Genomic DNA, 22,514 nt, shown 5'->3' on the forward strand with positions numbered 1-22,514 from the left:
CCGACCCACCTGCCGCGCCGATCCGGGTCAGATCGTCTGCGGGTCGATGACCCGGACGATGAACCGCCGTTCCCGCAGCGTCTGGACCGTCGGGTGCTCCGGGCCGATCACCTCGGCCAACCGGTCCGCCACGGCGCCGACGTCCTCGGCTCCGGCGGTGCCGTCGCCGGCCCGCCGCGACACCAGGGCGAGATCACCGAGGCAGCGCAACGTGTCGGGATGGTCCGCGCCGATCACCGTGGCCAGCCGGTCGGCGGTCTCCCGCAGCCGGTCCCGAGCCGACTCCCAGTCGTCGTTCTCGGCGAGGCACACCGCCTGGTTGACCTCCGCGGCGAGGGTGTGCGGGTGGTCGGGGCCGAGCACCTTGCGCAGTTCGCCGGCCGCGCGGGAAGCCGACGCGAGCGCCTCCGACCTACGCCCGACCGCGCGTTCCGCGGCGGAGAGGTTGCTCAGCGTCGCCAGGGTGAACGGGTGCTCCGGGCCGAGCCGGAGTTGCTCCTGGTACGCCTGACTCACCGCGGTCATCTCGGTCACCGCCCGGGCCGCGTCGCCGACGGCCAACAGGTTCGCCGCGCGGCTCGACCGACACGCCACCGTGTCCGGGTTGTCCGCCCCGAAGCGTTCGTCGAGCTCCCGGTAGGCCGTCTCGAACATCGGCGCGGCCTCGCTCCCGCGACCGGCGCTGCGCAGTGACACCGCCAGGTTGACCTGGGCGGCGAGACTCTGCCCGTCGTCCGGCCCGAGCACCTCGCAGTAGGTTTCGTAGACCGTGCGCAGCAGGGTGGCCGACCTCTCGTACTCACCGGCCTCCCGCAGGTCACTGCCCAGCCGCACCGCGGAGACGAGCGTGTAGGGATGGGTGGGGCCGAGCACCAGCCGCCGCCGCTGGTGCACCTCGTCGTCCCACCGGCGGGCCGACCGGTAGTCGCCCACCAGCCGGTACGAGACGGCCAGGTTGTTCGCCGCGCTCAACGTCCGCGGGTGGTCCTCGCCGAACACCTGCAACCAGGAGGCGTAGGTGGACCGGTCCCGTTCCAGCGCCTCGGCGTAGCGGCCGAGCGCCCGCAGGTCACCGCCAAGGCTGCCGGCGGTCATCAGACTGTGCGGGTGCAGCGGGCCCAGCAACCGGCGTTGCTCGGCGAGCACCGCCTCGTCCAGGTCCCGGGCCTCGTCGAAGCGGCCCAGACTGCGCAGGATGTTGGCCCGGTTGAACCGCAGGTGCAGCAACTGTCGGCCCAGCGCCGACACCTCCACCTCGTTGTGCGTGTCACCGAGCCGGGCGCTCCAGGTGTCGTCCACCTCCTGGCTGAACCCGTCGGCCTGGTCCAGGCCGCCGCGCTGCCACAGGTAACGGACCCGGTCGATCAGGAGCTGGCACACCGACTCGTCCGGGCAGGTGAGCGCCTCGGAGACCTCCAGATGCGGCCAGAGCATCCGCAGCCTCGCCCAGGTGGTCGGGTCGTCCACGTCGCCGCGTGGCCGGGACGCGGCCAGCACCAGGTGCACCTGGTGTCGGGCGGCGACGATCTCGTCCTCGGTCATCCGGTCGCGGACCACCGCCTGCAGCAGCCGGTGCACCTGGACCCGACCGCCCTGCACGTCGAGCTTGAGCAGCGCCAGACGGTTGATCTGCTGGACCAGCGCGCCGCGCACGAGCCGCTCCGACACCGACGGGTCGAACGGCACGAGCGCCGCCGCCATCTCGTCGCTGTAGACGAGTTCGAGGGCGATCTCCGGGGCCAGCACCGAGCAGAGCTGCAACAGCCGGTACGCGGCGGGCGCCTGCTCCAGCAGCCGGTTCAGCGACAGGTCCCAGGTGGCCTCCACGGAGAGCGCGCTGGGACCGTGCCGTTCGATCTGCCGCAGATATTCGGCGACCGACGTGCCGGTGTCGGCGAGCCACGCGCCCGCCGCGGCCACCGCGATCGGCAGGTCACCGAGCGCCTCGGCCACCCGGTCGGCCTCCTCGGCGCTGATCGTCGGCACCCGCTGGGCGAGGTGCGCCACGCTCTCGGTGCGGTCGAAGACGTCCACCTGGATCGGGTTCGCCCGGTCCCCCCAGGCGCGGTTGCGGGAGGTCAGCAGGACGTGGCCGGGGCCCTGCGGCAGGAAGGGCTCGATCTGGTCGAGCTCCTCGGCGTTGTCGAGCACGACGAGCCACCGCTCGTACGGCTCCCCTCGACCCAGCACCTGCAACACCGACCGGACCGTGTCGGGCAGGGTGGGCCCGACCAGGATGCCGAGGCGACCGGCGAGGTCGGCGAGGGCGGTGTCGACGAACTGCGGCGGGTCCGCCACGATCCACCAGACCACGTCGTACGCCGCCCGGAACCGGTGCACGTATTCCAACGCCACCTGCGTCTTACCGACGCCGCCCATGCCCTGCAGGGCGACCGGCAGCACCACCGCGCTGCCCCCGCTCTGCAACTGCGCGCGCAGCCGCGCCAGGTCGTCCTCCCGGCCGGTGAACCGGGCATTCCGGTTGGGGGCGTTGAAGATCAGCGGCTCGGTGCCGGGATAGCGGGTGGCCCCGGCGGCCGGACCGTCCGCCGACGACGGCACCGGACGGCCGACCAACCGCAACACCCGTTCCACGGCGGTCACGGCGCTCACGTTCACCAGGTTGGTGGAGCTCTGGGCCGGAAACTCGGCCAACGGGCGCAGGTCGGCGACGTACACGGCGAGGGCGGTGGAGCCGGTGCTCGTGTCACGGTCGGGCAGGCCGCCCGACGGCGTCGCCACGTAGGCCGGTGAGACCACCGTCAGCGTGCGCGGCGCGGGCGTACCGGCGGACCCGACGGCGGAGGCGGGCTCCACCACCCGCAGCCCCGCCGAACTGAGCACCCGCTCCAGCCACTCGGCCCAGATGGCGTCCTCCGGCGCGTAGCGGAGCACGATCTGGTCGTCGATCGCCTCGGTACGCCGACGGAAGCGGGCCTTGCCGCGTTCCCGTACCGACTCGTCCATCACCGGCAGCGCGGTCACCTCGCCGTCGGTGAGGATCCCGGTCAGGGTCTCGAACGCGGCCAGCAGCGACGTCGGCGAACCGGGCGGGTCGCCGAAGGTCGCCAGGGTCTCCTCGTACGCGTAGAACGGCCGGTACGGGACCTCGACCGCGGCCCAGTAACGCCGCCGTTCCGCCTCGGCCATGCCCGCCGGCAACCCGGCGAACCGGCGCATGGCCAGCAGCCGACCCGCCTCGGCCCGCTCCTTCTCGGCCTGGTCGACACGCATCGGCACCGGCAGGACCCGGATGTCGCGCCGCCGGTACCGGTCCCGCACCGAGTGCGCCACCCGGGCCGCCCCGTCGATGCCCTGGTCGCTGAGGGTGAAGCAGTCGACGAGCGTGTCCGGCAGGTGCAGGGTGCAGATGTCGGCGACGTCGCTCAACCCCGTCCGGCTGTCGATCAGGGTGAAGTCGTACTGGCGCTTCATGTCGGCCCGCAGCGCCTCGAAGAACTGCGCCCCGCCCAGCCGGTTGTAGAAGTTGTCCCAGTCCAGCCCGCTCACCGAGACGGCGTAGTCGCTGTTCTGCCGGCCCGCGGAGAGGAAGTCGAGGCCGCCGCCCTCCGGGAAGTTCCAGCGCAACGAGAAGGCGTGCCGCCCGACCCGGGCGTACTGCTCCATCCAGCGGTCCGGCCGGTCGTCGACCCGGGTGGTCTCCCACTCGTAGTCGCGGATCATGTCGATCACACCGCTGGTGCCCTGGATCGCCTCGGCGTCCAGGAACGGATGGAAGAAGCGGTGCAGGCCCGGCGACTCGAGATCCCAGTCGGCGACCAGCACCCGGCGGCCACTGGCCGCGAGGATCCAGGCGACGTTTGCCAGCGCCATCGTCCGGCCCGTCCCACCCTTGAACGAGTAGAACGTGACGACCTGGCCTGCACGATCGTTGTTCATCGGTTTTCTCCGTGGGGACGCAAGGGAGCCGGATCATCAGGCGTGGACGCGGGGTCGGTGGTGGAGCCGGCGGGGGGCAGGCCGTCGCGCAGGCTCGGCACCGGCTGCGGCGGTGGTTCGAAGGGGACCACCGGGCCGTACTTGAGGAACTGGCGGCGGGCCTCGGTGACAAGCGCCGGCATCAGGTCGACGAACTCCGGCATGCTGCACGCCCGCTTCACCTGGGGCAGGCCGGCGTCGTGCAGCAGTCGCGTCACCTCGGTCGCCCACCGGGTCGCGTCCTGGGAGTCGTCGTCGTCGGTGACCACGAGCGGAACGACCCACTCCCGCAGGCCGTGCAGCATGCGGGCGATCAGCGCGGACGCGTCGGGCGCCGCCGCGATCCACGGGTCGACGAGCAGCACCGCCGGCCGGCGTTCGAGCAGACCGGCGGCCTGGGCGAAGTCCTCCGTGCGGGCGGACAGCCCGAGGCGCTCGGCGGTGCTCACCGCGTACTCGGCGGCGGGCAGCTCCTGGCGACTCCCGTACGGCCGCCAGAGCCGGCCGCTGGCCGCGTAGCCGGCCGGGTCCCGCTCGACCGGAAGGCGGTCCCGGGTCGGGGCCAGGACGGCGACCACGAAGTCCGGGTCGGATGGTCCCGGGCGGGTGACCTCGTCGAGGCCGGGCGCGCGGGACGGGCCCAACGGTCGCCGCTCGGCGGTGTGCACGATCCGACTGGCCAGGCGGCTCAGCAGCAGCTCGTACTGCGTCCGGTAGGAGGCCAGCATGCAGAAGGCACGCAGGCCGTCCTCGGCGTACTCCGGGATGTCCCGGCCGAGGTCCAGTGCGCCGTCCAGCTCGGGATGGGCCTCCCACGGGGGGAACGGGATCCACAGCACCGGGGTGAGGTGCCCGGCGGTGCGTCGGGCCGGCCCGGCGGCGGCCAACCGGGCCCGGAAGGACTCCTGCTCCCCCAGCGCCCACGGGCGGCTGAAGTAGCCGGGCGAGTAGAGCGGGACGAAGACCTCGGCGTCACCGAGAGCCTCGGCGAGCGCCGCCTTCCAGTCGGCGCCCAACGGGATGTGCTGGTCGAAGAAGCCGATCCGCATCCCGGCCACCGGTCGCGCCTGGCGGCGCACCTCGTCGGTCAGGTCGGCGAAGAACTGGCCGACCCAGACGTCGGCGTCGGCCCGCGCGCCCGGGGCCGGCGCCGAGTGGGCGTAACTGAGGAAGAAGTACGTCCCTCGTGCCGCCGGTCGGCGGCGGTCCCCCGGCGGGCTCATCCCGGCTCCTCGGCGAACCTGTTGCACAACTCGTCCACACTCGCCGGCACCCAGGGCTCCACCAGGTAGCCGCGGTGGATCGCCACGATCCGTTGCGCGAGCCGCCAGACCACCGCGCGGTACGCGTTCTCCCACTGCATGGTCAGCAAGCCATAGACCCCATCCCGCTGGTAGTGCACCGCGATGTCGGGATCCGGCATGGCGGTCGGGGTGAACCGTTGGATGTCGCGGAGCACCCGGGGCAGCGCGGCGCCGTTGGTCGGCGACCAGGTCACCGGCACGATCGCCGTCTCGTGGACCGAGGCGGTGCTGTGCCGCGGAACGATGCGTCGGCGGGAGAACGCGTCCCACTCGCGACCACACCACTCGCTGCCGAGCAGCGCGCTGGACACCAGTGGCACGAAGACCTGACAGGTGCCGGCGGCCTCGAGGAGCTCCGGGCTCCAGCGTTCCCCGCCCGCGATGGAGCTGTCCAGGAAGCCGGCGTCCACCCCGGTCACCGGGCCGACCAGCTCGCTGACATGGACGGAGAGGTCCTCGAAGAACCGGGAGACGTACTCGGCCGGCTTGCCGGTGGCCCGGCCGACAGGCGCCCTGGAATAGCTGAGGAAAAAGAGCGGGGCGCGCGTTCGGGAGGGTGCGTCCGCTGTGCTCACCGCTGCCCCTCCGCCCTCCCCACGCGGCCGGACCATCAGCGTAGACCCCGCGTCAACGGCGCGCCGCCAGCCGGTTCGCCGCGAACCAGTCGACGGCGAAGTCCACTGTGGCACGTGCCGGCAGCAGCCGCGCGCTGGCCTGACCAACCCGGCCGTGCCGCACGAACGGGGCGTCATCGAGCGCGGCGCCCACCGTGGGGAAGTCGCGGTCGTCCAGGTCCAGTGCGCGGAAGTCGAGGCGGACCCGACGCCCCTCGACCAGCCGGAAGCAGCGGTAGTCGCGCTCGGGCGCCGGCACCGGCAGCCGGTACTCGGCCAGATGCAGGGCACTGCACGCCTCGTAGCCGAGGCCGAGCAGCAGAACCTGCCCGTCGGCCGCGTACAGGCCACCGACAGGTGAGCGTTCGCCCAGGTGACAGGTGAGGTCGTGGTCCTCGGTGAGCTGCCGGGCCCGAGGGCCGAGCGCGGCGAACGAGGTCTGGGGATGGTCACTGCGCACGGCGCCGGGGGCACACCTGACGTACTCGGCGAGCGCGCCCATCCGCTGCGAGGGAGTGCTGCGGCGGTCCCAACCCGGCAGCGCCGCCTCGTACCTGTCGCGCTGCGCCCGGTCCATGCCGGCGACGGCCGCCAGGTGTGCCCGGGAGGTGGTCGAGTTGCCGTCGGTGTGCGTGGGCACCAGCAGCGTGCCGGCGGGGCCGAGGACGTCCCGCAGAGCGCCGGCGAGCGTCGCCGGCCCGTGCTCCAACCGGCCCACCCGACGCAGGCCGCAGTGCACGACGAGGCACGCCCCCGGCTGGACGCCCAACGCACGCAGGTCGTCGGCGAGGCGGGGGCGGCCCAGGGTGCGCTCATCGGGACCCGACACGGGTCTCCCCCAGGGCGTGCCGCAGTTGGCCGACGAACCGCTCACCCGCCGCGGTGAGCGACCCGCTGGCCAGCAGCGCGTCCACGCCATCCCTGGTCCAGGTCAGGTAACGGTCGGCGTGCGCGGACGCGTCACCCCCGCCGCGGGCCGCCCGGGCCTGCCACACCTGGGTGACCGCCAGGTGGGCGTACACCCCGTGCAGGACGCCCTCGGGCGGCCGCGGGTCGGGGCGCCAGGGCACGCTGATCCGGGTGCCCCGGTCGGGTTCGACGAGGTCGCAGAGGTCGAGCGCGGCACCGAGCTTCGCGTGCTGCCACTCGTGCACGAGCAGCACCGCCATCGTCTCCGGGTCCGGATCGGCGGTGACCGCGACCGCGCCGAACGCGTGCCGCGCGGTCGCGCTGCGCAGTGGTCTCGCCGGGTCGGGGGCCAGCGGCACCACGACCCGCAGGCCGCCGTCGAGCGCCGCCGCGTGCGCCGGCACGTCCCGGTGCACGACCCGCCAGGCCTCGGCCAGGGTACGCCCCAACGCCCGCGCGACCGGGTCCGCCAGCCGGGGCGCCACCGACTGGCCGTAGCAGTCCCGGTACGGGTCGCCGTCCTCGATCAGCAACCCGCCACCGGACACCGGCACCTCGCGCGCCGGTCGCCAGTCGGCCGACAGCTCGGCCGGGTCGAGGAGCACCGTGCGCTCGGTGGTCCCGCCTCGGACCCGGAACCCACCGGGCCGCACTGTCACCTCGGCGCTCTCCCCCAGGCCGGGCAGCACCAGGCTGCCGAGCGTGGGCAACGTGATCGTGTCGGCGCGTACCGGGACGCGCACCGCGGCCGGGACGCCCGCCCGGACGGCCGCCGCGACGGCGAGCGCCGACAGCGGGTCGACCGCGGGGCGTTCACCGGGCCGGGCCGACGAGTCGAGGCGATGCACCAGCCAGGGCCGGACGAAGGGGTGCGCCAGGACCGCCCGGACCGCCTCCGGCGCCGTCTGGTCGAGCTGGACGAGCAGCTCCCAGGCGGCGGTGGAGCCGGCCCGGTCCCGGCAGGCCACCAGCAACGCCCGGGTGATGGAGAGCTGGGTGGCGGCGAGCAGCGCCAGCGTCGGTGTCGACCCGTGGCCGGTGGCCAGGTCGTCCAGCAGCTCGTCGACCGGCGCGGCGGACGGCTCTGCGGACGGCTCGTCGACCGGCGGTTCGCTCGTCGGCCGCGGGTACGCGTCGACGCTGTCGATGAGGCGGAGCAGGTCGGCGCAGTACACCGACGGGTTGTCGAAGCCGGAGCCGGTGCGCCAGCGGTGGGCGTACAGGCCCCCGCCGCACCTGTCGACCACCCGGCAGGCGCGGCAGGTCGCGCAGAGCCCGTCGACGCCCTCCTGCCGGACGGCGACCCCGGGGTGCCGGGCCGCCTCGTGCACCGCATGGCCGAACACGTCGAACCCGGTGCCCGCCGCGCCGTGATAGGCGGTCTTCAGCGAGTCGACCTGCTCCCAACTGCCGTCCGCCTCGATCACCAGCACGTCGGCCGGCGCGAGGCCGAACGCCTCGGTGCCACCGCCACCGGGCCGCAACGCCTCGAACAGCCGGATCGACATCGGCCGCCCCTCGTCCACCCACCGCCGGTGCAGCCGCCCCAGCCAGTCCGCGTACGGGGTGGAGCCGGGGCCGGGGCGCTGCGGTGGGTGGTCCCAGGTGGCGTGGGGCAGCAGCAGGTCCACCCGGGGCGGGCTCTCGGCCAGCAGCGCCTCGTACACCCGGTCGGGGTCGTTGCGGACGTCGACGGTGCAGAGGATGCCGGCGTAGCTGGCGTGGTGCTCCGGGCGTCGGAGCAGGGCCAGTGCCCGCCGGACGTGGTCGTGGCTGCTGCCGCCGTGGGCGAAGACCCGGTGGCGGTCGTTCGCGGCGCGGTCGCCGTCGAACGAGACACCCACCTGCACGTCGTAGTCGACGAGGAGGCGGCACAGCTCGTCGTCGAGCAGCACCCCGTTTGTCTGCATCCGCAGGTCGAGCCGCGTCCACGGCGTGATCGCCGTCCGCAGTTCGGCCAGCACCTCGCGCAGCCCGGCGGCACCCAGCAGCAGTGGCTCGCCGCCGTGCAGCACCACGTGCACGACCGGCAGCTCGTGCTCGCGGGCGTGCTCGGCGATGCGGTGCGCGGCGGCCCGGACCGTGGCCGCCGCCATCCGCACCGGCCGACCCCGCCAGGTCTGGTCGGCGTGCTGGTAGACGTAGCAGTGGTCGCAGCTGAGGTCGCACCGGCTGTGCACCTTCAGCACGAACTGGCTGATCGGCCGGCTGGACCCGCCCGCTCCGGGTGGACCGCGCCGGTCGGCCATCAGCTCAGATGGACGAGTTGAAGGCGGCGACGGGCACGCTGCCGGACGGCACGGACTCGTTCACGACGACGCGTCGGCGGACCGCCTCGACCAGATCGGCGTGCTCGGCGGCGATCCGCTCCAGCGGGGTGTGCAGGCAACGGGTGAGGTTGTCGAGGTCGGGACGGGTCGAGCGGGTGGGGGCATGGTCCACAATGAGTCTCCGAGGGCCCGGGCGCGGTGAGCGCGAGCGGCGATAATTGCGCGAAAGGCTCTGGTCCGTGACCAGGATAGACAAATATCGACCCAGTGTCACCGTCGGTACAACCGTCAGCACCGCGGGTGGTGATCCGGGTGCCGGCAGAGGAGGAACCCACATGTGCCGGAGCATCAAGACCCTGCGGGAGCCGTTCACCCCGCAGGTGACCGACGCGGACGTCGAGGCGGCGGCGTTGCAGTACGTCCGGAAGATCTCTGGCTTCCGGGCGCCCGCCGCACACAACGCCGCCGCGTTCGACGCCGCGGTGGCCGCCGTGACCGCGGCGACGCGCGACCTGCTCGACCAACTCGTGGTGCGGGGCGCCGGATCGGGCAGTCCGGACCGGCAGGCCGCCGCCACCACCTGACCGCCGGCGCGGCCCGACTCGCCGGCGCGACACCCGGCCCGCCCCCTGGGACGGGTCAGGCCGCGGCGAGTCGGCCCCGAACCCTGCCGCGGCGAGTCGGCCGCGACCCTGGTACGCGGGTCAGGCCGCCGCGAGCGCCGGGACGACCGTGTCCGGCGCCCAGCGCGACCGGTGGCACTGCGACCAGCCCCGGCAGCCCGGGTCGCCGGCCGTGCAGAGCCGATGCCTGCTGAGCACCTCGCCGTCCTCGGTGTCCCGTACGTCGAAGTGCACCGGACGGACCGTGCCGTCCGGGGCGACGAGCAGGTGCCGGCCCGCGTCGAGCGTGTCGTCGCGCAACAGGCAGTTGCGGCCCAACAGTCGAGCGAGCGCGGCGATGCTGGCGTGCTCGGGGAGTTGCTCGGGCACCCCGTAGCAGTCCACGACCGTCGCGAACTCGCCCGGCGCCTCCCAGACGTCGCACACCACCGCGTACGCCGGCAGCCGGGCCGGGTCGGCCACCGCCAGCGGCATCACCACCCGGCCGAGCGCCTCGGCCAGCGCCGGGTAGACCTCCACGGGTCGAGCCCCGTCGATTCTCCAGTTCCACAGCTCGGTCATTCCGCCTCCTCGCTGCGTTCGTCCCACCGGCCTCCGGATCGGGCCTTACACACGATGGTGGGGGGCATTTGACCCCAGGCGGGGGCAAGTTACCGGTCTGTGACCATTCCGGGCAAAATTTCCCTGAGCCACATTGCTCGGAGTAGCGGGAAGGTGACAGTTTATCGGCTATGGTGCGCCAACCGCACCACCAGGACCGCGTGTCCGGCGAGCGGGTCTCGCGTGTCCGGCGGGCGGCGACCGCCGCCTCCCCGGCGTCGAGCTGCGGAAAGGCTCAGCGCAGCACGACGAGGTGCTCGCCGCGCGGCAGCAACTCACCCACCACGGGAGCGCCCGGAACCTCGCCGGCAACCAGCAGGCCGCCGGAGGTCTGCGCGTCGGCCAGCAACAACCGCTCGTCCTCCCCCACGGCGCCGAAATCCGTCCACGGCGTCACCCACTCCAGATTGCGTCGGCTGCCGCCGCTGACGTACCCGTCGCGCAGCGCCTCCCGGGCACCCGCCAGGTACGGCACGCGAGCCGCGTCGATGGCCACCGTGAGCTGGCTGGCCCGGGCCAGTTTCGAGGCGTGCCCGAGCAACCCGAACCCGGTCACGTCGGTGCCACAGCGGATGCCGGCGGCGACCGCCGCGCGGGCCGCGTCCCGGTTGAGCGCGCTCATCGAGGCCACCGCCTCCGGAAAGCTCTCACCGGTGGCCTTGTGTCGGGTGTTGAGCACACCCACCCCGAGCGGCTTCGTCAACGACAACGGCACCCCGGCCACCCCGGCGTCGAGAGTGATCAGTTCCTCCGGACGGACCGTGCCGGTGACCGCGAGGCCGTACTTCGGGCCGTCGTCGTCCACGCTGTGGCCGCCGGCCAGGTGACAGCCGGCCTCCCGCGCCACGTCCTGGCCGCCGCGCAGGACCTCGCCGGCCAACTCCATCGGCAGCACGTCGCGCGGCCAACAGAGCAGGTTGAGCGCGACAAGCGGGGTGCCGCCCATCGCGTACACGTCGGAGAGCGCGTTGGCGGCGGCGATCCGACCCCAGTCGTACGCGTCGTCGACCACCGGGGTGAAGAAGTCGGCGGTGGTGACCAGGCCGGTCCGCTCGTCCAGGCGCACCACCGCCGCGTCGTCACCGTGGTCCAAGCCGACGAGCAGCTCCGCGGTGCCGGTGGCCGGGCCGAGACCGGACACCATGATCTCCAGTTCACCGGGCGGGATCTTGCAGGCGCAGCCGCCACCACGGGCGTAACGGGTCAGGCGTACCGGTTCGGTCATCCCCCCATGATCTCGACAACGCGCCACGATCGCCACCGTTGCCACCCGCACAGTGACCGGAATCGGACGCTCGTCGACGATCGTGACCGGTGTTACCGCTCCGTGACCCGCTGAGTTGCATTCCGCCACATCAGGCCGCCTACAGTGGCCGCACCGGGGGTCAACCGACCCCGATCCGGGAGACGACAGGGGACGGTGGACGACGTGACGACGGGCGAACCGCTCATCGTGCTGGACGCGGTCAACAAGTGGTTCGGACCGCTGCACGTGCTGGACGACGTCTCATTGTCGGTGGGTCGGGGTGAGGTGGTCGTGGTGATCGGCCCGTCCGGCTCCGGCAAGTCGACGCTGTGTCGCGCCATCAACCGGCTGGAGCCGATCAACTCCGGCACGATCATCTTCGACGGCCAGCCGCTGCCGGCCGAGGGCAAGCCCCTCGCCCGACTGCGCAGCGAGGTGGGGATGGTCTTCCAGTCCTTCAACCTCTTCGCCCACAAGACCATCCTGGAGAACGTCACCCTCGGCCCGATCAAGGTCCGCAAGGAGAAGCCGGCCGCCGCCCGCGAGCGCGGCCTGGCCCTGCTCGACCGGGTCGGCATCGCCAACCAGGCCGACAAGTTCCCGGCCCAGCTCTCCGGCGGGCAGCAGCAGCGGGCGGCCATCGCCCGCGCCCTGGCCATGCAGCCGAAGGCGATGCTCTTCGACGAGCCGACGAGCGCTCTCGACCCGGAGATGGTCGGCGAGGTGCTGGACGTGATGACCTCGCTGGCGCGCGACGGCATGACGATGGTCGTGGTCACCCACGAGATGGGCTTCGCCCGGCACGCGGCCAACCGGGTCATCTTCATGGCCGACGGCAAGCTCGTCGAGGACGCCTCCCCGGCGGAGTTCTTCGAGAACCCGCGCAGCGACCGGGCGAAGGACTTCCTCTCCAAGATCCTCACGCACTAGGCGTCCGTAGTGGAGCGCGCCGACCACCGGCGGGCTTCTGAAAGAAGGAGAAGAGTATGCGTATGAAGCGCGTGGCGGCGGTCGCCATGATGGCCTCCCTCGCCCTGTCGGCCGCGGCCTGCGGCAAGGAGGGTGAGCCGACCCCGAGCGCGGGCGGCAGCGCCCCCGGTGGCGCCCAGTCCGACACCTGCAAGAGCTCCGGCGCGACCTTCACCCCCAAGACGGACGCGGCCGTCGCCGGCAGCCCGACCTTCGAGAAGATCAAGTCGGCCGGCAAGGTCTCCGTCGGCGTCAAGTTCGACCAGCCGAACCTCGGCTACAAGGACGCCCAGGGCAAGCGCTGCGGCTTCGACATCGAGATCGCCCAGTACGTGGCCAGCACGCTGGGCATCGACCCGGCGAAGATCGAGTACAAGGAGATCGCGTCGGCCAACCGGGAGACCGCGATCAAGGGTGGTGAGGTCGACTACTACGTCGGCACCTACTCGATCACCGACAAGCGCAAGAACGACATCTCCTTCGCCGGCCCGTACTTCGTCGCCGGCCAGGACCTGCTGGTCCGCAAGGACGAGACGTCGATCACCGGCAAGGACACCATCAAGGGCAAGAAGGTCTGCTCGGCCACCGGCTCGACGCCGATCCAGAAGGTCCGTGACGAGGGTCTGACCGAGGCGAACAACATCGTCGAGTTCAAGACCTACTCGGAGTGCGTCTCGCAGCTGCTCGACAAGAAGGTCGACGCCGTCACCACCGACGACGCCATCCTCAAGGGCTTCGCGGCCCAGAGCCCGAGCGAGCTGAAGGTGGTCGGCAAGCCGTTCAGCACCGAGAAGTACGGCATCGGCCTGCCGAAGGACGACAAGGCGCTGCGCGACTACGTCAACAACCAGATCGAGGCGTCGTTCGGCAACGGCACCTGGCAGAAGATCTACGACGGCACGCTCGGCCTGTCCGGCTCGGCGGGCGCCCCGCCCACCCTTGAGCGGTACTGACCGACCGGCTCGACACGAGTAGCGGCGCCGGGCGGGGCTCGTCCCCGCCCGGCGCCCGTCCGAGGACTGAGAGCGAGGCATGGGCGAGTTCTTCCGCGTACTGACGGACAACGGGCAGCTGTTCGTTGAGGGGTTCACCAACACCGTCAAACTTTTCCTGATCGCCGCGGTCGGCAGCCTCGTCCTCGGCACGTTGCTCGGCGCGATGCGGGTCTCCCCCGTGCCGGCGCTGCGCGCGTTCGGCGCCACGTACGTCAACCTGGTGCGCAACACCCCGCTGACGCTTGTCTTCGCGTTCCTCGTGTTCGCGGTGCCGAAGCTCGACGTCAACATCGACTACTTCGCCAGCGCCGCCATCGCGCTTACCGTCTACACCTCGGCGTTCGTCTGCGAGGTGATCCGCTCCGGCGTCAACACCGTCGCCGCCGGGCAGGCCGAGGCGGCCCGCGCGCTGGGCATGACCTTCGGTCAGGTGCTCACGCTCATCGTGCTGCCGCAGGCGCTGCGGGCGATGGTCCCGCCGATGATGAGCGTGTTCATCGCGATGCTGAAGAACACCACGATCGCCGCCGGTTTCTCGGTGCTGGAGGCCGGCGCGATCCCCGCCTACATGGCGGAGCGGGGCGAGCCGCAGTTCGCCGTCCTGCTCTGGATCACCATCGGCTTCCTGATCCTGGTCCTGCCGCTGGTGGCGTTGCAGCGGTTGCTGGAGCGCAAGTGGAGGGTGGCCCGATGAGTGAGCTGGCGAGCCCGACGGCCGCGAACGGAAGGTGGCTGAGTTGAGCCAGGCGTCGATCCTCTACGACCTGCCCGGGCCGCGTGCCAAGCGGCGCAACGCGATCCTGGGCGTCCTCTCCACCGCCGGCATCATCGCCCTGCTCGCCTACATCGGCTACAAGTTCGCCGACACCGGCCAGTTCGAGGCCCGCAAGTGGGAGCAGTTCCAGTACGCCTCGGTGCAGCGCGAGCTGCTCGGCGGCCTGGGGGCGACGCTGAAGGCCGCCGGCATCGCCGCGGTCCTGGCGTTGCTCTTCGGCGCGTTCTTCGCCAGCGCCCGGTTGAGCGACAAGTGGATCCTGCGCACCCCGGCCACCTTCGTGGTCGAGCTGTTCCGGGCGATCCCCCTGCTCATCCTGATCTTCTTCGGCTACTACGTGCCGTTGCAGTACGGCTGGTCGATCGACAAGCTGTGGGCGCTCGTCATCGGGCTGATGCTCTACAACGGCTCGGTGCTCGCGGAGATCTTCCGCGCCGGCATCAACGCGGTGCCGTACGGGCAGACCGAGGGCGGGTACGCGATCGGCCTGCGCAAGAACCAGGTGCTGCGGCTGATCCTGCTGCCGCAGGCGGTCCGCTCGATGCTGCCGGCGATCGTCAGCCAGCTCGTGGTGCTGCTCAAGGACACCGCGCTGGGCTTCATCATCACGTACCCCGAGCTGCTCTTCGTGGGTAAGCAGATCGGCGGCCGGTTGCCGTTCGGGCTGCCGTACGTGCCGGCGTACCTCGTCGTGGGGGCGATGTACATCACCATCTGCGGTGCGCTGTCGGCCCTGGCGTGGTGGTTGCAGAAGCGGATGGGTCGCACCCCGCGGACGGCCGCGAAGGTGGTGCCGTCCCAGGATGTCGGCGACGCCGCCGGCCGGATGATCTGACCGGCGCTTCTCGTGAGATCGGGGTGTCCCCTCCGTGGGGACACCCCGATCTTGCTGAACTCGTGAGGATCGGGCCGGTCAGCGGGCGATCTCGGTGACCCGGGACTCGCGGACCACCGTGACCCGGATCTGACCCGGGTAGGTCAGCTCCTCCTCGATCTGCTTGGCCACGTCGCGGGCCAGCACGGCCGCACCGATGTCGTCCACGTCGTCCGGCTTGACCATCACCCGGATCTCCCGGCCGGCCTGCATGGCGAAGACCTTGTCCACGCCGAGCTTGCCGGCCGCGATCTCCTCGATGCGCTCCAGCCGCTTGACGTACGCCTCCAGGCTCTCCCGGCGCGCGCCCGGCCGACCACCGGAACAGGCGTCGGAGGCCTGGGTGAGCACGGCCTCGATGGTCTGCGGCGGCACCTCGTTGTGGTGCGCCTCGATGGCGTGCACCACGTCCTCGTGCTCGCCGTACTTGCGGGCCAGGTCCGCGCCGATGATGGCGTGGCTGCCCTCCACCTCGTGGGTGAGCGCCTTGCCGATGTCGTGCAGGAACGCCGACCGCTTGATGATCGGCACGTCCAACCGCAGCTCGGCGGCCATGATGCCGGCGATGTGCGCGGTCTCCACCAGGTGCTTGAGCACGTTCTGCCCGTACGAGGTGCGGTAGCGCAGGCGACCGAGCAGGGCCACCAACTCCGGGTGGATCTCGGTGATGCCGACCTCGACCAGGGCGTCCTCGGCGGCGCGGAGGCAGAGCTGCTCCACCTCCTGCCGGGCCAGGTCGTAGACCTCCTCGATCCGGTGCGGGTGGATCCGCCCGTCCAGGACCAGCTTCTCCAGGGTCAACCGACCCACCTCGCGGCGGACCGGGTCGAAGCAGGAGAGCAGCACCGCCTCGGGGGTGTCGTCGATGATCAGGTTGACGCCGGTCACCGATTCGAAGGCGCGGATGTTGCGCCCCTCCCGGCCGATGATCCGCCCCTTCATCTCGTCACCGGGCAGGTGCAGGACGCTGACCACGCTCTCCGCGGTCTGTTCGCTGGCCACCCGCTGGATCGCGTCCACCACGATGTGGCGGGCCCGCTGCTCGGCGGTGTTGCGCGCATCGGACTCGATGTCGCGCACCAGCAGCGCCGCCTCCCGCTTGGCCTGGGTCTCGATCGCCTCGACCAGCTCCAGTCGGGCCGCGTCGGCGCTGAGCCCGGCGACCCGCTCCAACTCCCGGCGGCGCAGTTCCTCGGACTCGGCGAGCTCGGTCTCCCGTCGGGCCAGCGCGGAGTCCCGGGTGGCGAGTGCCGCACGCGCCTCGGTGAGCTGCCGCTCCCGCTCGGCGAACCGCTCCACCTCCTCGGTGTGCATCCGCTCCCGCTCGTCCATCCGGGCCGCCCGACGCTCCACCTCCGCGGCCTGCTCGCGGGTGGTGGCGGCGAGCACCGCGACCTCCCGCTCACCGCTGCGCCGGGCCGTCGTCCGCAACTGCTCGGCGTCCGCCTCGGCCTGCTTGTGGGCGCGCTCCAGGACGGTGTCCGCCTCGGCGCGAGCGTCGTCGAGCACCCGGCGGGCCTCGGCGCGAGCGGCCTTCGCCTCGGCCTTCGCCGCCGCCGCCTCGGCACGGGCCGCCGCAGCCGCGGACTTCGCCACGTCGATCGTGCTGTTCGCCTCGTCGGCCGCGGTCCGCAGGGCAGCGAGGGACTGCTCCTGACGATCCTTCTCGGCGATGAAGGCGGGATCCTCCGGAGCCGGCGCGGCACCCATCCGCCGCAGCGTCCGGATGCCGACAAGCACGGCCCCGATCACCACCACGGCGAGGACGAGGACGGCCGCGAGGAGCACGACGTCGAAGGCGTTCATGCCGGGACCCCGTCGGGTCTACCGATGAACCTGTGCCGCCGCCCCGCCATGGCCGCCTCCCCTAACGTCGAGACCGCAGCGACCGTGCCGGGGCACACTCCTGCGGCTGTGGACGCCCGACCGGAGCGACTGGCCGTGGGGTAGCTCTCTCCGCCGGCGGTGCCCTCGGGCATCGTCGGCGACCGGGTGCAGTTGTCGCGGAGGTCCGGACCGGCCTGTCCAGATCTGCCGCCAAAGGCCGGGAGTCGGCCAAAGTGATGCTGTCTTGTTACGCGATCTATGTTGTGCGCTTAGCCTGCGCTGGTCGGGCAATGTGAGCCTGTATGGCGAGGCTAGGTCGCCGGGGGTGGTCTGGTCAAGGACTCATGATCAAACCCCCCGAACGGAGAGAAGTTGCGTCGTCACGCAACGCTGATGCCGTTGCGGACACGCGGTGACAAACCTGGCGATCCGCCGCCATGAATCCGGATGTCGTGCCTGTTCAGCGACGGCAGCACCCCTCGCCGAGCCAACTGTGTGACACCAGCGACCCCACATCCCTGCCCGACCCTCGTCAGGTTCGCGCCTGACAAGATCCCACTCGTCCCGCCAGGATCGCGCCTCCCCCGCAAGCTCGCGCTCGCCGTGATCGCGCCCGCCGTGATCGCGCTCGCCCTGATCGCCCTCGCCCTGATCGCCCTCGCCGTGATCGTGCTCGCCGTGATCGTGCTCGCCGTGATCGTGCTCGCCGTGATCGTGCTCGCCGTGATCGTGCTCGATCCAGGAAATAGTGGCCTCACCGCGCGAGGACCCAACTACATCCTGGATCGAGCACGATGTTGGCCGGCGGTCCAGCGGACGCCGACGGCCCAGCGGACGCCGACGGCCCAGCGGACGCCGACCGCCTAGCAGACGCCGGCCGCCCCAACACGGCAGCGCACCCAGCACGGCGGCGCGCCCTCAGCACGACGCCGAGCGCCCAGTACGACAGCGCGCGCAGCACGACGCCGGCCGCCCCAGCACGGCAACCCGTCCAGCACGACAGCGCCCAGCAGGGCGGTGCGCTCAGTGGGCGCCGGCCGCCAGCGCGGCGGTGACCAGCGCGGCATTGTGCGGTGCTGGTGTGCCGTCGGGCAGCAGGAGTGTGTCCTCCAGGCCGATCCGGGTGTGCAGACTGCGGCTGACCGCGTCGGCGAGCACCGCCCAGGTGGCCGGCCCCTCGGCGTGCAGGAGCACCGGTGGGGTCCCCCGCGCCGGCAGGGCGGCGAGGATCCGCGCCGCGTCGGCCACCGCGACCGGCACCTCCTCGGCCATGCACTCCACGAGGATCCGGCCGGCCGGCACCCGCCAACTCCGGTACGCCTCGACGGCGTCGAGCGTCCAGAGCCCCACCTCGACGAGCACACCCCGCTCGTGCAGGGCTGCGGCGACGGCCTCGGCACCGGCCTCGTGCGCGTTGACCGAGGCGAAGTCGGGCAGCACCGACCAGGCCCGGACGGCTGCCACCCGGTCGGCCGGGGCCGGCGCGATCCAGGCGCCGGTGCTCACCCCCACCGGCAGCCCCGGCTGGGTGGCGCGGATCGCGGTGAGCGCGTCGGCGATCACCTCTGGGCGCAGCGACTCGGCACCCGACGCCTCACGGGGATGGACGTGCACGGCCGCGACGCCGAGCGCCGCGCAACGGGCCGCGTCGGCGGCCAACTCCGCAGGCGTGATCGGCACCGCCGGGTGGACGTCGCGGCCGCGTCCACCGTTCAGACACGCCTTCACCATCGGACCACCCCACAGCGCCCAGCGCGACTCTCACCCGATCGAGCGGTTGTCGCGATCCAACTCGCCCTCGGCGTCGGCGAGCGCGTCGGCGTCGATCTGCTCGGCGAACTCGGCCGCCTCGGCGCTCTGCGCGGCCAACGCGTCCTTCACTGCGCGGATCGCCACGCCGGGCGGGTAACCCTTGCGGGCCAGCATGCCCACCAGCCGGCGGAACACCGCGTCCGGCTCGCCTCGGGCGGTGCGCAGTTTGCGCTCCACCAGGGCGCGGGCGGTGTCCGCCTCGGTCTCCTCGTCCAGCTCACCGAGCGCCTCGGTGGCCACCTCGCCGTCCACGCCCTTGCGGCGCAGCTCGTTGGCGAGCGCCCGGCGGGCCAGCCCACGCCCCGAGTGCCGGCTGGACACCCAGGCCCGCGCGAACGCGGCGTCGTCGATGATGCCGACCTCGTCGTACCGGTCGAGCACCTCGGCCGAGACCTCCTCGGAGATGCCCCGCTTGGCCAGCGCACCGGCCAGCTCGGCCCGGGTGCGGGGCCGGACCGCGAGCTGCCGCAGGCAGATCTCGCGGGCCACTTCCGACTCGTCACGAGGGGGAGACTCGACCGCGTCGGTCTCGGCGGAGCGTCCACGGCGACCCTGGCGGGGGCGCGGCGCATCGGTGGCGTCGCCCGTACGGGGTGGGCTGGCATCCCAGCCCCGCCCCGTACGGGCGCGTCGTCCTGCCATGGGTCAGCGACCGGTCAGAAGTCGACAGGCGGCAGCTCGGGGCCACCGGCGGCGTCACCCGCACCGACACCGACGCCGAGCTTCTCCAGGATCTTCTTCTCGATCTCGGCGGCCACGTCCGGGTTCTCCTTCAGGAACTCCCGGGCCTTCTCCTTGCCCTGGCCGAGCTGGTCGCCGTCGTACGTGTACCACGCTCCGGACTTGCGGATGATCGCCTGCTCCACGCCGACGTCGATCAGCGAGCCCTCGCGCGAGATGCCCTTGCCGTACATGATGTCGAACTCGGCCTGCTTGAACGGCGCGGCGACCTTGTTCTTCACGACCTTGACCCGGGTGCGGTTACCGACCACGTCGGTGCCGTCCTTGAGGCTCTCGATGCGTCGCACGTCGAGCCGGACCGAGGCGTAGAACTTCAGCGCCCGACCACCTGTCGTGGTCTCCGGGCTGCCGAACATGACGCCGATCTTTTCCCGCAGCTGGTTGATGAAGATGGCCGTGGTGCCGGTGTTGCTGAGCACACCGGTGATCTTTCGTAGTGCCTGGCTCATCAGCCGGGCCTGGAGACCCACGTGGCTGTCGCCCATCTCGCCCTCGATCTCGGCGCGCGGCACCAGGGCCGCCACCGAGTCGATCACGATGATGTCCAGGGCGCCGGAGCGGATCAGCATGTCCGCGATCTCCAGCGCCTGCTCGCCGGTGTCCGGCTGCGAGACCAGCATCGCGTCGGTGTCGACGCCGAGGGCCTTCGCGTACTCCGGGTCGAGCGCGTGCTCGGCGTCGATGAAGGCGGCGATGCCGCCGTTGCGCTGGGCGTTGGCCACCGCGTGCAGTGCCACCGTGGTCTTACCGCTGGACTCGGGACCGTAGATCTCGACCACCCGGCCACGCGGCAGACCGCCGATGCCCAACGCCACGTCGAGCGCGATGGAGCCGGTCGGGATGATTGCGGTCTGGACGACCGGCCGGTCACCCAGCCGCATCACCGAGCCCTTGCCGAATTGCTTGTCAATCTGAGCGAGAGCTAGGTCGAGTGCCTTCTCCCGGTCAGGCCCTGCTGCCATGGTTGCCACCCCTGCCTTCGCCGGCGTCTTTGCTGAGCTTCGCGTCACGCGGACACGCTAGGCGCTGGGTCCGACAGAAAACCAGCCGACGGGCCGCGAGCTGTGGACGAGCACCTCGCTGTGGACAATAGCCGAACAGGTGTACGACTAGACAAGCGACACGCGGAAGCGGCGAAAAGGCTGCTCAGCGTAGTCGGGCGGGCACGCGGTCGGGGTACGCGGCACAAACCGCCCGCCACACCACGTGCGTCTGCTCCCCCGACGCCAGTGCCTGCTCGATGGTCCGTCCGCCGAGCTGCGACAGCACCTGGTCGCGGGCGATGCTGGCCGCGTAGCCGGGCCCGAACGCCTCGTCAAGGCGCGTCCAGAAGTCGGTCAGCCGCACAGTGATCAGCCCTCCTCGTCCGGTGCCCCGGTCGGCACCGGCCGCAACGCTAGCGCCACCAGGGGCACCACCGCGACCGCCGCGAGCAGGGTGAGCACGGGATATCCGGCGGACTGCATGACAAACCCGCTGACCACGGCGGCCCCGGCCCCGGCCAACCCCATGATCAGGTCGGAGAACCCCTGGACACTTGGCCGCACACCGGCCGGCACCGACTCGGACAGCAGCGTCGAGCCGGCCACCATCGTCCCCGACCAGCCCAGGCCGAGCAGGACCAGACCCACCGACAGCCGGGGTGTGTGGTGCCCGGCGGTGCCGGCGACCGCGCAGGCGGCCAGCAACAACCCGACCCCACCGAGGATCACCGCCCGCCGGCCGAGCCGGTCGGTGAGCCAGCCGACCACCGGGGAGAACGCGTACATGCCGGCGATGTGCAGGCTCAACACGATGCCGACCAGCCGCAGCACGTCGGCGTCGGCGTGCGACTCGCCGAGCCGGACCGGAGTCATCGCCATCACCGCCACCATCACCAGGTGACCGATCGCCACGGCGGCGATGCCGAGCCGGGCGGCCGGCCGCCGGCGTACCACCGACCAGGCCGCCCACACCCCGGCGCCGCGCGCCGCGCGCACCCGGACCGGCGCGGCGACCGGCGTCCCACCGCCACCGGCCGCCGGCGTCCCGGCCGCCACGGCGGTCCCCCGCGCCTCGGCGGCCACGAAGGTCCCCGGCGCCTCGGCCGCCACGGCGGTCCCCGGCGTCTCGGCCGCCACGGCGGTCCCCGGCGTCTCGGCCGCCACGGCGGTTGCCCGCGCGTCGGCCGCCGGCGGTGGGCCGGCGACCGGCGCGGCGTCCGCCGCGAGCCGCCGCGCGGTGAGCAGCGGGTCGGGCCGGAGCAACCCGAGGAGTACGGCGGCGGCCAGCACGAACGCGACCGAACTGAACGCGAACGGCCCGGCCAACGGGGGCAGCCCCCACCCGGTGGTGACTCGGTCGGCCAGCGCGGCGAAGTTCGGCGCGGCCACCGCGCCGATGGTGGTGGCCCAGACGATCAGCGAGAGCTGCCGCCCGCGGCGGACCGGCTCGGCGAGATCCACCGCCGCGTAGCGGGCCTGAAGGTTCGCGGCGGTGCCGCCACCGAAGAGCAGCATCCCGAGGAAGAGCAGCGGCACCCAGCGGGTGGCCGCGGCCAGCACCACGAGCACGCCGCCGACGGCGCCGATCGCGTACGCCAGCACCAGGCCGGGCCGACGACCGTGCCGCGCCATGATCCGGGTGACCGGGACGGCGAGCAGCGCCGCGCCCACCACCCCGGCGCTCTGGGCCACACCGGCCATCGCGGTGCCGGCGATCCGCGCGGCGAGCAGCGCGCCCACGGCGATGCCGATGGTCACGCCGATGCCACCGACGATCTGGGTGGTGAAGAGCAACCGCAGGGTACGACGCTGGATCGACGCGACGTCGGGTCGGGCGGCGGTACGCGGCGCGGTCAGGTCGGTGGCCATCGGCGCTCCTCGGGAAGGGGTAACCCATCCTCGCGCACCGACCCCCACCCCGCCCGCCGCGCCCCGCCCGCCGCCCGCCGCGCCCCGCCCGCCGCCCGCCGCGCCCCGCCCGCTGCCCGCTGCCCGCCGCGCCCCGCCCGCTGCCCGCTGCCCGCCGCCCGCCG

The 22,514-nt window shown here is 72.4% G+C and carries 20 protein-coding genes; 6 read left to right on the plus strand and 14 right to left on the minus strand.

Annotated elements, in window-relative coordinates:
* Positions 1 to 27: 27 nt before the first annotated feature.
* Genes fxsT through ACPXBU_RS28555 form a run of 6 tightly spaced genes read right to left on the minus strand, consistent with a single transcriptional unit; the run spans position 28 to position 9,208 of the window.
* Complete coding sequence (gene fxsT, locus ACPXBU_RS28530; RefSeq protein WP_425760447.1) at positions 28 to 3,900, minus strand: FxSxx-COOH system tetratricopeptide repeat protein; 3,873 nt, start codon at positions 3,898 to 3,900, stop codon at positions 28 to 30.
* Positions 3,897 to 5,162 (minus strand): TIR-like protein FxsC, encoded by a 1,266-nt coding sequence (locus ACPXBU_RS28535; protein ID WP_393375409.1) that lies wholly within the window; start codon positions 5,160 to 5,162, stop codon positions 3,897 to 3,899. Before ACPXBU_RS28535 ends, fxsT begins: the two co-directional genes overlap by 4 nt.
* Positions 5,159 to 5,818 carry a TIR-like protein FxsC gene (locus ACPXBU_RS28540; RefSeq protein ID WP_393375408.1) on the minus strand — a complete coding sequence of 220 codons (660 nt, stop codon included), beginning with the start codon at positions 5,816 to 5,818 and terminating at the stop codon, positions 5,159 to 5,161. The genes ACPXBU_RS28535 and ACPXBU_RS28540 overlap by 4 nt, the downstream gene beginning before the upstream one ends.
* 52 nt (positions 5,819 to 5,870) lie before the next feature.
* Positions 5,871 to 6,686, minus strand: coding sequence for an aminoglycoside N(3)-acetyltransferase (locus ACPXBU_RS28545; protein ID WP_425760449.1), 816 nt, complete (start codon positions 6,684 to 6,686; stop codon positions 5,871 to 5,873).
* Positions 6,670 to 9,015: an FxsB family cyclophane-forming radical SAM/SPASM peptide maturase gene (locus ACPXBU_RS28550; RefSeq protein ID WP_425760450.1), complete on the minus strand. Its 2,346-nt coding sequence runs from the start codon at positions 9,013 to 9,015 to the stop codon at positions 6,670 to 6,672. The genes ACPXBU_RS28545 and ACPXBU_RS28550 overlap by 17 nt, the downstream gene beginning before the upstream one ends.
* Before the next feature lie 4 nt (positions 9,016 to 9,019).
* The gene (locus tag ACPXBU_RS28555) at positions 9,020 to 9,208 is read right to left on the minus strand and encodes a hypothetical protein (RefSeq protein WP_393375399.1); all 189 of its coding nucleotides are present in this window, start codon (positions 9,206 to 9,208) and stop codon (positions 9,020 to 9,022) included.
* A gap of 163 nt (positions 9,209 to 9,371) precedes the next feature.
* On the opposite strand from ACPXBU_RS28555, the gene ACPXBU_RS28560 reads away from it, so the two are divergent.
* Entirely contained in the window at positions 9,372 to 9,620 is a 249-nt protein-coding gene (locus ACPXBU_RS28560; RefSeq protein WP_393375397.1) for a DUF2277 family protein, read from the plus strand.
* Between the two features lie 120 nt (positions 9,621 to 9,740).
* Here the strand turns inward: ACPXBU_RS28560 and ACPXBU_RS28565 are convergent, their stop codons facing one another.
* Together ACPXBU_RS28565 and selD are read right to left on the minus strand one after the other, a co-directional pair.
* Positions 9,741 to 10,220: a hypothetical protein gene (locus tag ACPXBU_RS28565; RefSeq protein ID WP_393375394.1), complete on the minus strand. Its 480-nt coding sequence runs from the start codon at positions 10,218 to 10,220 to the stop codon at positions 9,741 to 9,743.
* Positions 10,221 to 10,494: 274 nt separating this feature from the next.
* On the minus strand, positions 10,495 to 11,484 hold the full coding sequence (selD, locus tag ACPXBU_RS28570; protein ID WP_425760452.1) for a selenide, water dikinase SelD: 990 nt from the start codon (positions 11,482 to 11,484) through the stop codon (positions 10,495 to 10,497).
* A 195-nt stretch (positions 11,485 to 11,679) separates the two neighbouring features.
* Here selD and ACPXBU_RS28575 point away from each other — a divergent pair, with 195 nt between their 5' ends.
* The 4 genes from ACPXBU_RS28575 to ACPXBU_RS28590 all read left to right on the plus strand — a co-directional run bounded on the left by ACPXBU_RS28575 (position 11,680) and on the right by ACPXBU_RS28590 (position 15,079).
* Positions 11,680 to 12,435 (plus strand): amino acid ABC transporter ATP-binding protein, encoded by a 756-nt coding sequence (locus ACPXBU_RS28575; RefSeq protein ID WP_393375390.1) that lies wholly within the window; start codon positions 11,680 to 11,682, stop codon positions 12,433 to 12,435.
* Positions 12,436 to 12,491: 56 nt separating this feature from the next.
* Entirely contained in the window at positions 12,492 to 13,427 is a 936-nt protein-coding gene (locus tag ACPXBU_RS28580) for a glutamate ABC transporter substrate-binding protein (RefSeq protein ID WP_393375388.1), read from the plus strand.
* Between the two features lie 79 nt (positions 13,428 to 13,506).
* Positions 13,507 to 14,163, plus strand: a complete 657-nt coding sequence (locus tag ACPXBU_RS28585; RefSeq protein WP_393375385.1) for an amino acid ABC transporter permease — start codon at positions 13,507 to 13,509, stop codon at positions 14,161 to 14,163.
* 43 nt (positions 14,164 to 14,206) lie between these two features.
* Positions 14,207 to 15,079, plus strand: coding sequence for an amino acid ABC transporter permease (locus ACPXBU_RS28590; protein ID WP_425760453.1), 873 nt, complete (start codon positions 14,207 to 14,209; stop codon positions 15,077 to 15,079).
* 78 nt (positions 15,080 to 15,157) lie between these two features.
* On the opposite strand, the gene rny is transcribed toward ACPXBU_RS28590, so the two are convergent.
* Complete coding sequence (rny, locus tag ACPXBU_RS28595) at positions 15,158 to 16,924, minus strand: ribonuclease Y (protein WP_425760454.1); 1,767 nt, start codon at positions 16,922 to 16,924, stop codon at positions 15,158 to 15,160.
* Positions 16,925 to 17,548: 624 nt separating this feature from the next.
* Between rny and ACPXBU_RS28600 the strand changes: the two genes are divergently transcribed.
* Positions 17,549 to 17,812: a hypothetical protein gene (locus ACPXBU_RS28600; RefSeq protein WP_425760456.1), complete on the plus strand. Its 264-nt coding sequence runs from the start codon at positions 17,549 to 17,551 to the stop codon at positions 17,810 to 17,812.
* 156 nt (positions 17,813 to 17,968) lie between these two features.
* On the opposite strand, the gene ACPXBU_RS28605 is transcribed toward ACPXBU_RS28600, so the two are convergent.
* From ACPXBU_RS28605 to ACPXBU_RS28625, 5 genes are all read right to left on the minus strand, one after another.
* A complete protein-coding gene (locus tag ACPXBU_RS28605; protein WP_425760458.1) occupies positions 17,969 to 18,676 on the minus strand; it encodes a 3-keto-5-aminohexanoate cleavage protein in 708 nt (235 codons plus the stop codon).
* 30 nt (positions 18,677 to 18,706) lie between these two features.
* On the minus strand, positions 18,707 to 19,399 hold the full coding sequence (locus ACPXBU_RS28610) for a regulatory protein RecX (protein ID WP_425760460.1): 693 nt from the start codon (positions 19,397 to 19,399) through the stop codon (positions 18,707 to 18,709).
* Between the two features lie 14 nt (positions 19,400 to 19,413).
* Positions 19,414 to 20,460: a recombinase RecA gene (gene recA, locus ACPXBU_RS28615; protein ID WP_007456801.1), complete on the minus strand. Its 1,047-nt coding sequence runs from the start codon at positions 20,458 to 20,460 to the stop codon at positions 19,414 to 19,416.
* 184 nt (positions 20,461 to 20,644) lie between these two features.
* A complete protein-coding gene (locus ACPXBU_RS28620) occupies positions 20,645 to 20,845 on the minus strand; it encodes a DUF3046 domain-containing protein (protein WP_030489422.1) in 201 nt (66 codons plus the stop codon).
* Between the two features lie 5 nt (positions 20,846 to 20,850).
* The gene (locus tag ACPXBU_RS28625; RefSeq protein ID WP_425760462.1) at positions 20,851 to 22,350 is read right to left on the minus strand and encodes an MFS transporter; all 1,500 of its coding nucleotides are present in this window, start codon (positions 22,348 to 22,350) and stop codon (positions 20,851 to 20,853) included.
* Positions 22,351 to 22,514 lie beyond the last annotated feature (164 nt).

It is taken from the genome of Micromonospora sp. DT231 (assembly GCF_049847025.1).
Classification (GTDB): Bacteria; Actinomycetota; Actinomycetes; order Mycobacteriales; family Micromonosporaceae; genus Micromonospora.